General features: G+C 36.7%; 14 protein-coding genes. 4 read left to right on the plus strand and 10 right to left on the minus strand.

Going from position 1 to position 14,398, the window contains the following annotated elements:
• Positions 1-34: 34 nt before the first annotated feature.
• From PHV30_02280 to rpmE, 8 genes are all read right to left on the minus strand, one after another.
• Positions 35-2,056, minus strand: coding sequence for a 6-phosphofructokinase (locus PHV30_02280; protein ID MDD5455842.1), 2,022 nt, complete (start codon positions 2,054-2,056; stop codon positions 35-37).
• Positions 2,049-2,804 (minus strand): hypothetical protein, encoded by a 756-nt coding sequence (locus PHV30_02285; protein ID MDD5455843.1) that lies wholly within the window; start codon positions 2,802-2,804, stop codon positions 2,049-2,051. Before PHV30_02285 ends, PHV30_02280 begins: the two co-directional genes overlap by 8 nt.
• A 170-nt stretch (positions 2,805-2,974) precedes the next feature.
• Positions 2,975-3,562 (minus strand): phosphoribosyltransferase family protein, encoded by a 588-nt coding sequence (locus PHV30_02290; protein MDD5455844.1) that lies wholly within the window; start codon positions 3,560-3,562, stop codon positions 2,975-2,977.
• Positions 3,540-4,409 (minus strand): peptide chain release factor N(5)-glutamine methyltransferase, encoded by an 870-nt coding sequence (gene prmC, locus PHV30_02295; protein MDD5455845.1) that lies wholly within the window; start codon positions 4,407-4,409, stop codon positions 3,540-3,542. The genes PHV30_02290 and prmC overlap by 23 nt, the downstream gene beginning before the upstream one ends.
• Positions 4,410-4,416: 7 nt before the next feature.
• Positions 4,417-5,487 carry a peptide chain release factor 1 gene (gene prfA / locus PHV30_02300; protein MDD5455846.1) on the minus strand — a complete coding sequence of 357 codons (1,071 nt, stop codon included), beginning with the start codon at positions 5,485-5,487 and terminating at the stop codon, positions 4,417-4,419.
• A 2-nt stretch (positions 5,488-5,489) separates the two neighbouring features.
• Entirely contained in the window at positions 5,490-6,341 is an 852-nt protein-coding gene (locus PHV30_02305) for a DUF1385 domain-containing protein (protein MDD5455847.1), read from the minus strand.
• Positions 6,329-7,033 (minus strand): FAD-dependent thymidylate synthase, encoded by a 705-nt coding sequence (gene thyX / locus PHV30_02310; GenBank protein ID MDD5455848.1) that lies wholly within the window; start codon positions 7,031-7,033, stop codon positions 6,329-6,331. The genes PHV30_02305 and thyX overlap by 13 nt, the downstream gene beginning before the upstream one ends.
• 23 nt (positions 7,034-7,056) lie before the next feature.
• Positions 7,057-7,257 (minus strand): 50S ribosomal protein L31, encoded by a 201-nt coding sequence (gene rpmE, locus PHV30_02315; GenBank protein ID MDD5455849.1) that lies wholly within the window; start codon positions 7,255-7,257, stop codon positions 7,057-7,059.
• Between the two features lie 157 nt (positions 7,258-7,414).
• On the opposite strand from rpmE, the gene PHV30_02320 reads away from it, so the two are divergent.
• Complete coding sequence (locus PHV30_02320; GenBank protein ID MDD5455850.1) at positions 7,415-9,274, plus strand: hypothetical protein; 1,860 nt, start codon at positions 7,415-7,417, stop codon at positions 9,272-9,274.
• Positions 9,275-9,291: 17 nt separating this feature from the next.
• Here the strand turns inward: PHV30_02320 and PHV30_02325 are convergent, their stop codons facing one another.
• Together PHV30_02325 and PHV30_02330 are read right to left on the minus strand one after the other, a co-directional pair.
• Positions 9,292-9,951 (minus strand): hypothetical protein, encoded by a 660-nt coding sequence (locus PHV30_02325; protein ID MDD5455851.1) that lies wholly within the window; start codon positions 9,949-9,951, stop codon positions 9,292-9,294.
• A gap of 37 nt (positions 9,952-9,988) precedes the next feature.
• Positions 9,989-10,723 (minus strand): hypothetical protein, encoded by a 735-nt coding sequence (locus tag PHV30_02330; protein MDD5455852.1) that lies wholly within the window; start codon positions 10,721-10,723, stop codon positions 9,989-9,991.
• Positions 10,724-10,847: 124 nt separating this feature from the next.
• On the opposite strand from PHV30_02330, the gene PHV30_02335 reads away from it, so the two are divergent.
• From PHV30_02335 to PHV30_02345, 3 genes are all read left to right on the plus strand, one after another.
• Positions 10,848-11,387 (plus strand): hypothetical protein, encoded by a 540-nt coding sequence (locus PHV30_02335; GenBank protein ID MDD5455853.1) that lies wholly within the window; start codon positions 10,848-10,850, stop codon positions 11,385-11,387.
• A gap of 88 nt (positions 11,388-11,475) precedes the next feature.
• Positions 11,476-12,915 (plus strand): hypothetical protein, encoded by a 1,440-nt coding sequence (locus PHV30_02340; protein MDD5455854.1) that lies wholly within the window; start codon positions 11,476-11,478, stop codon positions 12,913-12,915.
• Between the two features lie 157 nt (positions 12,916-13,072).
• Positions 13,073-14,338 (plus strand): hypothetical protein, encoded by a 1,266-nt coding sequence (locus PHV30_02345; GenBank protein MDD5455855.1) that lies wholly within the window; start codon positions 13,073-13,075, stop codon positions 14,336-14,338.
• Positions 14,339-14,398: the final 60 nt, after the last annotated feature.

The following is a 14,398-nucleotide window of genomic DNA, read 5'->3' on the forward strand; positions in this document are numbered from 1 at the left end:
AGGTTAATATTATTTATATTTACGACCCAATCAGTTAATCAAACTTTATACGTGTCAAACGACCCATATTGAAATCCGGCTCAGCGCCATTGTCTATCTGTGCCCAGGTTAACAATCCCTGGTTCAATCCAACAGTGTAAGGTATTTTATAAGCTACCTGTCCTTCATGCTGTATGGAGCCTGGACTGCGTGAAGAATTGCCGTCAGCCCATGTCTCCCTATTCTGGGCAAAAATGTTGAAAGCAGGAGAATCCAGATCCACTAAAGCTTTTTCAATGACAGATGTTTCTTTGCCTTTTCTGACTTCTGTATGTATAAGACTGGAAAGCGGAATACCCAGAGGCTTACCTCCTGATAAAAGGTCGGTCACAGAAGCCATGTAGCCAGTATGGCTATTCAAAACCAGCGAACCTGCTGTCAACCCCAGTATAAAGGAATAATTGGCATCAAATCTGGCGGGAGCCCCGCATCTGGTTTCGTATCCGACAAATTTATCCTGTGGATCGAACTTGGAATCTATAAATTTTTTCATTTCTTTTTCAGAAAAACCCAACATATTTGCAAGATCATATTTTTCCGGCTGAGCTTGCATATCCTTAATCTTTTTTAGGACTAATTTCATTAATAGTTTTTCCGTAGGTATCTGAGAAACTTTCAGGTTACCATGATCATCCCTGTCCAATAACATCGCGTCCACAATATCATCAGGAAAAGTACGGAATAAGTCAGCTGAATTCGATGATATTTCCGGAGAAGTACAAATGAAATTCTTTTTCTCGGCAATCGTCATGGTCGCTTGTTCCAGAAAAAATTCTATATCTTCATCTCTATAATCCTTAAGTTCAGGTACAGCCTCTTTTAAAACAGTTGTTAAAATCTTCATGTCTGCTGAAAGAGCATTAATTTTACCGAACTCATTCCAATCAGTTTCTTCCTTTTTATTAATTAGTTTCTTCCCGAGTAATATGTTTTTTATTTCCACATGTTTTCCCGACAATTTATTCAGTTCACTGATCAATTTTTTTACTTCAGGTATAAACTCGATAACTCCCTCAGGAATAATCGCAACACCATAATTTTTTTCTTTAGCCATTCTTCCGGCAATAATATTGGACATGTAACTTACGACATCATCCATGGACATTTTTTTCTTGCCTATCTCTTCTGAAATTAAAGTAATATGAGGTCTTGTCTGCAAAGCAACCTCTAGGGTTAAATGCGAGGCGCTTCTACCCATAAGCTTTACAAAAAACCAATATTTTTTCTGAGACGCGCGATCTGTCAGCAAATTACCTACGAGTTTCGCCATTACTCTGGCAGCTGTATAAAAACCAAATGATATAGGCAACAAACTGTTTCCTTTATCATTTATTTGCAAGTCGCCATCAATAGTTTTAGGGACACCGATTACAGTGCAGCCTTTATTCAGATTACCTTTTTTGTATTCTCCAGTCAGATACTCGGCAAGTTCAGCTGCATTAGTATTAGAATCATCTCCTCCGACTACGACTATTCCATCCAAACCTAATTTTTTTACTGTATTTTTTACACTTTCAAATTTTTCCGGTTTATCAATTTTAGTTCTGCCAGTCCCCAAAAAATCAAAGCCACCAGTATTTAACAGCAATTCCATGTTATCGGCAGTAACCTTAAAGGCATTTCCTTTTATCAAACCATCAGGACCATTAGTGAGACCGTAAAGCGTATTACCTTTAAGTACTTTGAATAAACCTCCTAAAACATTATTTCCACCTGATGCAGGCCCACCAGAAAAAATAACCCCGACTTTTTTACCGGTAATGTTTGCAGTTTGCGCTTTTTCTCCTTCCAAAGCTTCTGTTTGCAGGTTGGGAAATTTTGTAGCAACTACTTCCGCCGATTTTATTGTCATTGCCTGATCTGTTTTTACGAAATTTATAGGAATAATTTCTCCTGACTCATCAAAAAAAATTTCAGGAACTGCCAGTGGTAAAGTTCTCAATAGAGAATCTATCGGTGCGCTCCGTTTTGCGTCGACATATCCGTTCGGTATCGCTGCTATTATCTTTTTATTCATTTTTCTTTCCTCCTGATTCATTTGTTATTAGGTTTAAAAATCTTAAATTTGTAAAATGATTTCCCATGCGCACACGTGGACAACTTGAAACACCTGCAAATTCCGGATATACTCTCTCCTCCTTAGGAATCCATAAGAGCATGGGAATTAGCATATATCTTTCTTTCAGGCTGCGCAGTTCCAGTTCACGCATCTGATGATCCGGGATGTAAGCCATTAGAGACAATGCTTTATCATTTTCCATAACAACATAAACATCAGCGCTTTTCGCGTCTTCTATATTAGTTTCTTCATCTAAATCATTTAGAATATTTATGCTCATCTTATATAAATTGGGGGTAATCTGTTTAAATCCATCCTCTAACAGCCTTGCTAATAAACTTGTTCCTATCAAATTGACTTCTTTCTGAAAGGGTTCCAGATAACTGGCTTTGACTCCATATCCGAAATACTCAAGCGCAGTTGACGGACCATAACTTATTTCCAGCACAAAATCATCGGGTCTGGCCGCAAGATTCACTCTTTTCAGTAATTCCGGCTTATAAGTGATTCCTGAAATATTATAAGCAAGATCAAAATATTTCTTAAATCCGCCGTTATCCTCAAGTTGAACTATCTGAAAACCGTTCTTAAAAAAATTAAGCTCGCCCAGACGTTCGTAGCCATGCCTAAGAAAAGCTGCCTGTAATTCCGGAAACGGTAAACTATATATAATCTTATTTTTTTGAGCTACTATCTTACAAAACATCAACCGATTTTTTACCCTTCTTTTTTATATCCACATAAATATCGTGTGAAAAATAAAAAAGTTGCAGGGAATTTTCGCCTCATCCCCCTTTGACAAACTATGATGATTAAGTGACTTTTCAACTATTCCCCCTTCTCCACTAGCGGAGAAGGGGGCCAGGGGGATGAGGTCTAAGCCCTACATATAAAAAATCCATCTACCGACAACGGATTATATTTTAGAAGCTCCTGTTTCAGTTCATTAAAGGTGGTACCTGTTGTATAAATATCATCAACGATAAGAACCTTCTTACCCTTGATAAGGTCAGGTCGCAATACCTGAAAAGCGCCTTTGATAATTACTTCCCGTTCCTGTCTTTTCAATTTATAAAAATAGCAGGTATACTTTTTCCTGCGTACCAGACCGTAGCAAATATTAGGAAGAAAATTATAAAGATAATGCAGGTGATTAAACCCTCTTTGAAAAAAACGCAACCAATGTGACGGGACAGGGATAACCAGATCATAATTAATAAAAAAATCCGTCTTTAGCTGGTCCTTTAAATATTGGGAAACAATTTTCTTCTGTGCTTTAAACTTGTATTCATGTAAAATTTCCTTGAGATTTCCCTGATATGGGTATAAATAATAACATCCCGTTTGAAACTCCGCAGGTTCTTTTTTAACCGGTCGGCAATTATTACAAATTCTGTCCGCCGAGATGGATTTACAGCACAGACAAACACGGGGGAAAAGCTTATCCAGTATGCGGTTTAACAACTTTGATAATCCTTGGTATCTGTTGATAATCAGGTATTAAAATAATTTCTTGAAGTCGCTCTTTTTTAGCCAGGTCCATCACTTCACTACTCTGGTCATAACCTATTTCCATAAACAGAGTCAACTGATTAGGTAAAGACTTGATCAGGTCAAAGATCAATTTAATAACCTCAAGGCCATCCGGTCCACCGTCTAAAGCTTCTTGCGGCTCAAAATCCTTTACTTCCGGTTGTAAATTTTTAATTTCAGCGGTTTTAATATAAGGCGGATTAGAAACAAGCAATAAAGATAAACTTTTATCTTCTAAAAAAGGTATTTCAGGAAAAAATCCCTCAAAAAAATTAATTTCTGTCTGATTTTCCTTGGCATTTTGCATGGCCATATCCAGCGCTGGTCTTGAAATATCCGTTGCCCAGACTATAAGTTCCGGGACATTTTTTTTTAAAGATACGGCCAGTGCGCCGGAACCGGTCCCAATATCAACAACTAAAGGCAGAACACTTTGACTTTTTAAATATTCAATAGCTTTTTCTGCCAGGATTTCGGTTTCCGGTCTGGGGATCAAAACTCCTTGACCTACATGAAAAGTATGCCCCATGAATTCACTTTGACCGGTAATATAATCAACAGGCTCGTGTTTGACGCGGCGCAAAACAAGCTCTTTGTAATTTTTCAAATTGGTAGAGGTTAAAGGCTGTTCATAATTAAGAAAAAGCTCTATCCGTTTGCACCTCAGCACGTGACTAAGCAATATCTGCGCGGTTAATTTCGGGGAATCTATCTGTTGTTTGGCAAAATATTCTTCGGACCATTCCAAAATCTTCTTAACGGTCCAGATTTCAGTCATATCTATATTATATATTCTTTAACTTTTCCAGTCGATCCGCAGTAATAAGCGCATCGATAATTTCATCAATGTCTCCCTGCATTATACTTTCCAGTCTGTAAAGAGTCAGCCCTATCCGGTGATCTGTTACCCTGCCCTGAGGATAATTATAGGTTCTGATCTTTTCACTGCGGTCACCAGAGCCCACCTGCATTTTTCTGGTTTCACTTTCTTTTTTATTACGATTTTCTTCTTCCATCTCCACCAGCTTGGCAGCCAGCAGCTTCATAGCTTTATCCCTGTTCTTATGCTGTGACCTGTCTTCCTGACAGGAAACGATAAGTCCGCTGGGGATATGAGTAATACGAATAGCGGATTCGGTTTTATTTACATGTTGTCCGCCCGCACCGCTGGAACGGTAGGTATCGATCTTCAAATCCTTAGGATCGATTTTGACATCCACCTCATCAGCTTCATGTATAATCGCCACTGTAGCGGCTGATGTATGTATCCTGCCACTGGCTTCGGTAACCGGCACTCGCTGCACACGATGTGTGCCGCTTTCAAACTTGAGACGTCCGAATACGTTCAGGCCCTGTATATAAACAACAACTTTAGCGAATCCGCCCGCATCTGCTTCCGCCATATCTACAACTTCTACCTGCCAGTTCCTGCGTGCAGCGTAACGAATATACATCTCATAAAGATCTCGGGCAAACAGTGCTGCTTCTTCGCCACCAGTACCGCTACGTATTTCCAGATACACATTTTTTTTATCGTGCGGGTCTGTAGGTATAAGCATAAAAGTCAATTCTTGCTTGAGGATTTCTTCCTTTTTCTGCAAGGCATCAAGCTCATCCTTAGCCAGTGCCATCATATCTTTGTCACTTGAAGAATTCAGCAGTTCTCTCGTATCATAAAGTTCTTGGGCAAGTTTGGTATATTCTCTGTATTTGTTAACGGGTTCTTCCAGTTCCATGCGCTTTATATTCAACTCCCGATAGCGGTCAAGATTGGAAATGGTTTCCGGGTTAGACATTTCGCTCTCGATCAAAGCGAATTTATGTTCAAGTTCTTTAAATTTTTCACTTAAATCCATACTCAGATTACTTCTTTCAAGGCACTTATAGCAGCGGTTATCTGCATTTCATCAGGCTCTTTGGTTGTCATTCTCTGAACCAATAGTCCAGGTGTAATCAGCATTTTGCAAAATATATTGCTATGAAATTTGGCCGCCAGTCTGATCAATTCATAAGCAATTCCGGAAATCAGCGGGAACAAAAGCAGTTTGAAAAAAATCCTGTGCAAAAGGTCCTGCCTGCCTATCAAAGAAAAAACAAAGATGGATGTGATCAGCACGAAAACTATAAAAGAAGTGCCACAACGAATATGAATACGGGAATATTTTTTGACATTTTCCACAGTAAGTTTCTCTCCTGCTTCAAACGCGTTTACCGCTTTATGCTCTGCGCCATGAAATTGATAAACTCTGACCATATCTTTCATAAGCAGAGTGGAACCCAAAAATCCCAAAAAAATACTTATTCTGATACAACCTTCAATGGCATTAAGCAAAAGGATATTGACGCTGGCGAAATGTATTCTCAAATAATTAAAAAAGATAGCGGGGATAATAATAAATATACCGATAGACACCATCAAACTGATAACAATTGAAGAACTAAGTTCATTTTTAGATATTTTTTCATGTTCTTCACTGGCAATATTAATAGAATATACTAAAGTTTTCATGCCAATTACCATCATTTCAATAAGTGATACAAATCCGCGTAAAATCGGCAGCTTTAACATCGGGTATTTCTTCGATATTGGAACAAATTCCTCTTTATTTACAACCAAATTATGTGACGGATTATAAACAGCTGTAGAGATATATTTATCCCCTTTCATCATTACTCCTTCAATCAGTGCCTGCCCTCCTACATATCCCATTTTTTTCGCCTTTCTTTTTTGACAACTACGCTTTCAGCTGCAAATTTATAGTGTCCGCAACAATCATCTTCAGCGCAATAGCCTTGAAGCTGACATTTTGGTTCCAGAAAACTTCCCAAAAAGGATGATATCCTGATTATTTCCTTTTTCATAGCTTTAGCCAAATCCAGGATTTCCCACTGCGCCCTGTAACACAACCTCAAGTTACAAAACTGCATGATCTCCCGATAGTTCATTGTAACCATGATATTGGTCGGGGTAGCGTTGGGCAGAATATATCTTGCGTCTTCCGCCGGAACACCATCTTCCAGCATTTCTTGATAAAATTCAAATAGAGAATTTATCATACGCTCATACCTTTTTTTATTCTTTATCTTTTTAGGTTTGATAAAATTGATACTGCCTGCATCATATTCTACATAACGTTGAGACTGCTGGGCATAAGAAGCATGTCGATGTCTTACCAGTTGATGAGTGCTTACCCTGCTGATACCTTCTACACCAAAAGTAAAACTGGCATGCTCCAGAACCGAATGATGACCTGATAAAATGGTTTTTCTTATCAAACTTAGCATCTTGTTTTCGGGGACATCGCTCTGGCTCAGTGGTCCTGCCTTGCTGTAACAGGTCCTGCAAGCCAAATATATAACCTTAATCGGTAAGGGTGTATGACTTATCAGCTGAACTTTCATGATTAAACAGTATAAAATACTGCCTATTTTGTTTTATAACGTCTCTTGAAACGTTCTACGCGTCCTTCGGTATCCATTATTTTTTCTGACCCGGTATAAAAAGGATGACAGGCACCGCAGATATCAACTCTTATTTCATCTTTGGTGGAATAAGTATTATATTGCGCCCCACATACACAGGTTGCTACGATTTCCTTAACTTGTGGATGTATATTTTTCTTCATTTCGTTCACCTTGCCTTTAACTGTATTGATCTAAGCCTAATAATTATATCGTTTTTTTTTAGGAAGTCAATTATATTCATTTGAAGTTCCTGACAAATTATTAAAGAAGATTGTAAGATTTCTACCCAATACTTTCGATAATCTAGTGAGGAAATTCATGCAAATAAATCATAAAATTGTAAGTTTCAGGATAATCCTGGGGTTGAAAGCCCGGGGTTTAGCTGAACTTCTGAGAACGGCTATACAGGATGACTGTGATAAATTTAGCCTGCTATTCCCACAGAAAACCGGTCAAATAAGGGCCGATCTGATAAATCTTATTGAGGTCCTCCGCTTTAATTATTTTAATCGGCTCTACAAAAAAAATAATATTAAAAAATTGACTGGTTACTATAAGCAAACTCTTACTGAAGTTAATGAAATGCTTGAATCAACTAATAAATCATTGGGAAGTGATCAATTTCAGCATGGGAATGATTTGGTCGAGAAGATTGCTGAAGTTGATCTGCAGAAAGCTAAATGTCTGAAATTGGAGGAAAAACTATTAGCATTAAATCTTTTTCTAAAAAATTTGAACTTATTTAACAAAAATGATTTAACCAGATTATCCAAACTTTTAAACGGGTCTAAAGGTACAGAGAAACAACTACTTAATTTGAACCCTGATTTTATGGATTTTTATTTGCAACAATCCATTGAAGAAATAGTTTTATCACCTCTGTCTCAAAAAATTTATGACGATTATCAATCAGGGAAAAGACAGGAAAGAATTGATAACTCCACAACAAGGGTTTCCAGAATTCTGTTCTTCGTACAGAGCGAAAAATTGCCCATGTATAAATTCATATACAATAAGGAAGCAGGCACTATATATTTAAAAGAACCCTTGCTAATAGATGAAATCAATGAACTTATTTCTAATTTCTTCGAGCACGAGGATATTATAAACATAAGGAAAACAAATAAACTTGTTCAGGAGTATTTTTTTTCCGACCAGGCAATAAAAAGAATACTTCTCATATTACATTCTGACCCTGCCCTCGATGCTGCTTATAATTTTGTTAATAATTTTATAAAACCCGATCTGGATACAAAAATTAATACCGAGATAACACAATTTCTGAATGACATTTCTGCGAAAATGCCAACTTTTAACAATGCCTTTGATGATTTCTTAAAAAAATTACATAGCATTGTTGAAATGTATAAAAATATCAATTCATTTGTGAATGGATTTAGAAATATGAAGAATATGAGTGGGGCGGCAATACTCATATTTGATTTTCTAGTGCATATTAAGAAAATATATACCGAACAGTTTAAAGAAATTATCAAAGCCGACCTGGATTGGTTAAAAAAATACCAATCAGTGCTCACCTTAGAACTGCAGGAAGGAAAAATGAGCTACTCCAATTTAGAAAGTAATCTGAGAGAACTGAAAGGAAAGCTCAATTCTGATACTCTTCGACAAGAAATAGAAGTATTGAATGATAAACATTCTTTTATTTCGGAACAATTAAATATTCTTGCTCAGAAAGCTGATGAACTTACCATGGAATCTATTGAAGCTAAAATCATTGAGCTCTATGACAAAAAAATAAAAGAAATTGGGAAAAAACTATTAAATCCCATAGCTATACATAACAAAAACGGGAATAACAAACAGGATGAAGCTATTAATACTGAACAAAATTTTGACGAAATTTTTGATTGGAATGAAATTACGCCCAATGTTATTTATACAGTTAAAAATGAGCTGAATGTTATTACCAGGTTCAAGTTTACAGCAAAAATACTGGAAGAAATCAATAAATATCAACCTCACATCTTGCAAAGATTATTAAACGCTGCTAAAAACGGTATGGTAGCAAAAGTCGGGGAACAAGGCATCAAAGCCTACACCAAAGAACCTATAATGAGTATAAAACTTATTAAGGAAAGTTTTCGCATTTTAGGGGATGTTAAGCATGACTCCGAAGGGGTATATACGGTATTCTATAAATTGGACACAAAATAAGCTACAGTAATAACTGTTTAGTCGCCAAAATTTCTGTGCAGTATATCAATAAGATTAATAAAACGGGAAGTATAAAGTTTTCTGTCTATAAAAACAGAAAATTTGTCCGGATACAAATGTCTGTTCATAACAATATTATTGAGCTTATTTATCAGCACTTTATAAGCCTGAGCATAAGGAAATCTATCAGGTTTTAATAACATATCTCTATATATTGTCCAGAATCTCTCCAGAAAAAGCAGTCCCTTATATGGGTCCTGGCCTCTCCAGAAAGGCTCAGCATCTTTCTGCACTACCTTAAAAAAATTAAACTCTGCTCTTTGCCTGTATTTTTCAAATTTTGACCTTTGGAAAAAATCAGCAGATGAAAGAGGTATATTCTGTCCATACTTGTAACCCATACGCAAGGCTATTTTCAGTATACTTTCCGGGAAGTTGTTTTCATTTAATAACAGAAGTTCTGAATTCTTTAATCGTGGTAATTTTTGTTGCGTTTCATGATGCAGAGGTTTATCCCGAAAAACATCAAAAAGATAAGGCAAATTTTCACCAAAAATACCTTTTAATTTTGCAATATCGCCGTTTCTCAGAGCTATACGGCTGTCTCTGGAAAGCTCGCGCCAACCAAGGTAACTGGCGTCTGAATATAAAGAGATAATTTTATGACAGGAAAACATTAATAAACTTCAAAATAAAAATATTATTCCAGACAAATTATTTTTTACCGTATAGTATCTGTCGTAACGAGCTTAATAGTTTATAACCAACAAGTTCGGCATATTCAGGTTTACTACCACCATAACTTTTAAGGGATTTACCTGGTTCAATATTTAGATGAGAACGTAAAATTTCAAAAAATTTCGCCAGATTATAGGCATCTTTTTGCGTACCCGGGGTCAGATCGAAGGATACCTGATAAAATTTTTTGAAACCATTTTCGTCTATGCCATAAACCTGATTCCCTGACAATTTTGCCAAAAGTTCCTTATTCTTAACCGGTTCGCTTTCTAACTTAACCATAGTGGCAATTGCTAATTTTCTTAAATCAAAATACCTTTCATATTGACTGCAGTCTTCATATGAATTATTTCCATTTATATCTATTGCCCCCTTGTCAGGAATAGAGTCTTCCAACTCTTTAATGACTTCATTTAAATTATTAATATTAACTTCTTTCATCTGTCTCCAAACATCTACAATATCTTCCTTTGACGCTGAACCCTGAATGCCACCTACAACGGGCAGCCAGGTTAACCATGTTAATTGTTTTTGCAGTAAACCTGCCGTTATTTCTACTTCGGTAGGTTGAATATCTTTATCATGATTATAGTCGGAACTATAAAACAATCCTCGAATCCCGTCTTTTTCTTCCTTGGTTTTACCGAATCTATTAACATACGCTTCGATTTTATTAGATACTGAATTATTAATAGTAATATTTCCAACCATGATTTATTCCTCCCCAAAAATTTCTTATATTAAATTATCGGGGGGGAAACTCCAAAGTTGCAAAAAATTTGGCCGAATGCTTAAAATATAATTTCTGTGGTATATAATAATAAGGATACAGTTTATGAAATCAGCTATCAAATTCATATTACTAACAATATTGTTAACTGGATTTAACCTTAATGGCAGTATTTTTGATCAGAACTTTAAAATATTCGGAGGTTTCGGTGCTCCTTATGGATTTGGAGGGGTTAATGCCGGTTATTTAATAAACAGTAACCTGGAGATTTCCGCAGGGATCGGATTTTTGGGTTTCATGGACAATACTGTCATTGATTCCGCAGGTAATACCATTATTCCTTATAATATTGGAGCCAAACTATTCACACCGGAAGCTTTCTGGAAAACCAATATTGTTCCTTACGTCAGCTGTTTCTGGGGTACGGTAGCTGTTATTCAGTATCAGGGATATTCGGCTTTCCCCTATTATGAAATTCTTAAAGGTTTCAGTTTTGGCTATGGCTTTTATATAGAAATTTTAAAACCCGATATCTGGGGGGATATAGGCATCAATTATTTGATTACCCAAGAAAAGCTCACGGGTTCTATAAAAGATGCTTTCAGTTCTTTTAACTTCTTCGCTGGCATCGGACTTTTATTTTAACTTAGTTTTTTAAAATCAAAAAAAATCCATGAATATTTTTATTATCCGGGGGCATATGAATTAATGTAATAAAAAAGGGGGAAGAGAAATGAAAAAAGTAGCAGTAAGCATAATTGGCGCAGCGATTCTAATATTTATCCTCGGGGGATGCGCCCAGAGATTAGGGCTGGTTAACAATTCATCACCGGCTGACTCCATTGCACGTTTTGATATAAGTGGTGCACAAAGTTTATTCATTGCAAACGCAGTGAATAAAAGTGTTAGTACCGGCATGTCGGCTAAGGCAGCCAAAGTAGCCTCCAGTAACAATGGTAACAGTGATAACAGCGGCAACAATGGTAATGGTAATGGCAACAACGGCAATGGCAATGGTAATAGCGGCACTCCTGCAACAGTGACACCTGAACCTGTTGTTACGCCAGTAACAACAGTAACCCCGGTTCCTGAAGATATAACGACAGAAGTCTCGGGAACCAAATCATTATACAAATTGATGCCTGATGGTACAGTCCAGCCTGTTGGGTTCTATGATCCATATAATAATTTAATTCAGTTTCAGGCTGAAGTAGTTGGAATTAAAAATATTAATAAGGATTATTTATCTGTCAAATTCCTGGACAGCGCCACCTCCGGTAGTTTTTTATATTTTCTGGTAAATAAAACAACCGGTATTGCCTATTTATATGGAACCAATATTAATGAAAACACTTCCATAACTTATCCCAGTGATGGCACAAAATACTACTTTATAAACAACCAGGGACGTTTGGTTAGACTGGACTTTACGGTATCCAGTACTACAGGTATTAAAATGACAGTTCTGCCGGCTCTTAAAGGTGTAAACTACGCCACAGCCAAAATAGATAAAAATGAAAATATTATTGTAGGAGACAAGTTCATAAAACAAACAACAGGTGGTTATGAATACCTGACTGTTGCTTCCCAGGGCAAAGATGTCTATGTAAGCAAATCCGGAGATTTTAATTACTATTCCGGTGCTCAACTTTTCAAACTATGTTTGGATGCCAATAATGCCGTACAAAGCATAGCTATTACTACAACTCAGGGTACAGACTACCAGTTTGTAGCCACAATAGAAAGCAATACTCCCTTACTCACAAATACAGATTACGGTTATTATTCATTTCCAAAATTAAGTTCGTCCGGTGTAGCGCAAAGTTTGCTGATAGCCAAATACAACGCAAACACAATGGCCATTAATACAATTGAGTATCCCAAAACAGCAAAAGCTGTTGCAGGCAATCAACTACTCTACGTTTTGAAAGACAACAAAACTATAGAAAAAGTGGATACTAATTTAACCATACAAAGTTTCTACACAACTAATGAATATGATATAACCAGCGTAGCAGCGAATAATGCCAACGAAGTGTACTTCTACGGACTAAGATATAGCGATGGTGCTTATATCGCCGCTGTTCTGAATCCTGATGGCACTCAAAAAACCATTACAACTTCTGTTACTGTAGCTGAAGTTTCTTATCTGACACCGCTTAAAACTAAATAACTGCAACCATCTTTTTTAATTATTTTATTGGAAACCCGGCTAATGGCCGGGTTTCCTTTTATATTGTGTTTTCAATTTATATAACTAAATTTTTCGATGAATATTTTTATTCTCCACGGGTATATAAATAAATGTAATTAAAAAAGGGGGAAGAGAAATGAAAAAAGTAGTAAGTTTAGCAAGCATCGCAGTTCTGATGTTTATCCTTGGGGGATGCGCCCAAAAATTAGGTCTGGTGAATGATTCTTCACCGGCAGATTCTATAGCTCGTTTTGATATCAGCGGGGCTCAAAGTGTATTTATAGCCAGTGAGGTACCTAAAGGAGCCGCTACTGCCAAAGGGCTGTCTATTAAAGCAAATGCCAATAAAAAACTGCTCTATAAGATGTTGCCTGATGGCACAGTCCAACAAGTAGGATTTTATAATACCAAGACAAATGTTATATCTTTTACGGCTGAAGCAGTGGATATAAAAACTATTAATAGTGACTATTTGTCTATTAAATTTCTTGATAATACTACTTCCGGCAGTTATTTGTATTTTCTTGTAAATAAAACTACCGGTTACGCTTATCTGTATGGAACAAATATTAATGAAAAAACATCCATAACTTATCCCAGTGACGGTACAAAATATTACTTTGTAAATGATCAGGGTCGTTTGGTTAGACTTGACTTTACAGCTGCCAACACTACAGGCATTAAAATGACAGTTCTGCCGGCTCTTAAAGGTGTAAACTATGCCACAGCCAAAATAGATAAAAATGAAAACATCATTGTCGGTGATAAATTTATCAAGCAGACAACCGGTGGTTATGAATACCTGACTGTTGCTTCCCAGGGCAAAGATGTCTATGTAAGCAAATCCGGAGATTTTAATTACTATGCAGGAGCTCAGCTTTTCAAACTGTGTCTGGATGCCAATAATACCGTACAAAGCATAGCTATTACCACGACCCAGGGAACAGATTATCAATTTGTCGCTACTATAGAAAGCAATACACCTTTAATAACCGACTCAGATTATAGTTATTACTCATTTCCCAAATTAAGCGCTTCCGGTGTAGCTCAAAGTACACTTATAGCTAAATATAATGCGAATACTCTGGCTATAAATACAATTGAGTATCCCAAAACAGCCAGAGCCATTGCCGGCAATCAGCTACTCTATGTCTTAAAAGATAACAAAACTATAGAAAAAGTAGATACTAACCTTGCTATACAAAGTTTTTATACAACAAATGAATACGACATAACCAGCGCTGCTGCAAACAATGCTAACGAAGTATATTTCTATGGTCTGAGATATAGCGACGGGGCTTATATCGCTGCAGTTCTGAATCCTGATGGCACTCAAAAATCCATTACAACTTCTGTTACTGTGGCTGAAGTATCTTACCTGACACCGCTTAAAACTAAATAGTAACAATAATAATATTTAATGAATGTTCAAAAAAAGCCCGTCTGAATAGTCGGGCTTTTT

It is taken from the genome of Candidatus Margulisiibacteriota bacterium, from assembly GCA_028715625.1.
Lineage (GTDB): Bacteria > Margulisbacteria > Riflemargulisbacteria > GWF2-35-9 > GWF2-35-9 > JAQURL01.

Bases quoted from the DNA above. Each gene is read 5' to 3' on its own strand.
- PHV30_02335 (MDD5455853.1), top strand. From the start codon at position 10,848: ATGAAATCAGCTATCAAATTCATATTACTAACAATATTGTTAACTGGA.
- PHV30_02330 (MDD5455852.1), bottom strand. From the start codon at position 10,723: ATGGTTGGAAATATTACTATTAATAATTCAGTATCTAATAAAATCGAA.
- thyX (MDD5455848.1), bottom strand. From the start codon at position 7,033: ATGAAAGTTCAGCTGATAAGTCATACACCCTTACCGATTAAGGTTATA.
- PHV30_02280 (MDD5455842.1), bottom strand. From the start codon at position 2,056: ATGAATAAAAAGATAATAGCAGCGATACCGAACGGATATGTCGACGCA.
- rpmE (MDD5455849.1), bottom strand. From the start codon at position 7,257: ATGAAGAAAAATATACATCCACAAGTTAAGGAAATCGTAGCAACCTGT.
- PHV30_02285 (MDD5455843.1), bottom strand. From the start codon at position 2,804: ATGTTTTGTAAGATAGTAGCTCAAAAAAATAAGATTATATATAGTTTA.
- PHV30_02325 (MDD5455851.1), bottom strand. From the start codon at position 9,951: ATGTTTTCCTGTCATAAAATTATCTCTTTATATTCAGACGCCAGTTAC.
- prmC (MDD5455845.1), bottom strand. From the start codon at position 4,409: ATGACTGAAATCTGGACCGTTAAGAAGATTTTGGAATGGTCCGAAGAA.
- PHV30_02320 (MDD5455850.1), top strand. From the start codon at position 7,415: ATGCAAATAAATCATAAAATTGTAAGTTTCAGGATAATCCTGGGGTTG.
- PHV30_02340 (MDD5455854.1), top strand. From the start codon at position 11,476: ATGAAAAAAGTAGCAGTAAGCATAATTGGCGCAGCGATTCTAATATTT.
- PHV30_02305 (MDD5455847.1), bottom strand. From the start codon at position 6,341: ATGGGATATGTAGGAGGGCAGGCACTGATTGAAGGAGTAATGATGAAA.
- PHV30_02345 (MDD5455855.1), top strand. From the start codon at position 13,073: ATGAAAAAAGTAGTAAGTTTAGCAAGCATCGCAGTTCTGATGTTTATC.
- prfA (MDD5455846.1), bottom strand. From the start codon at position 5,487: ATGGATTTAAGTGAAAAATTTAAAGAACTTGAACATAAATTCGCTTTG.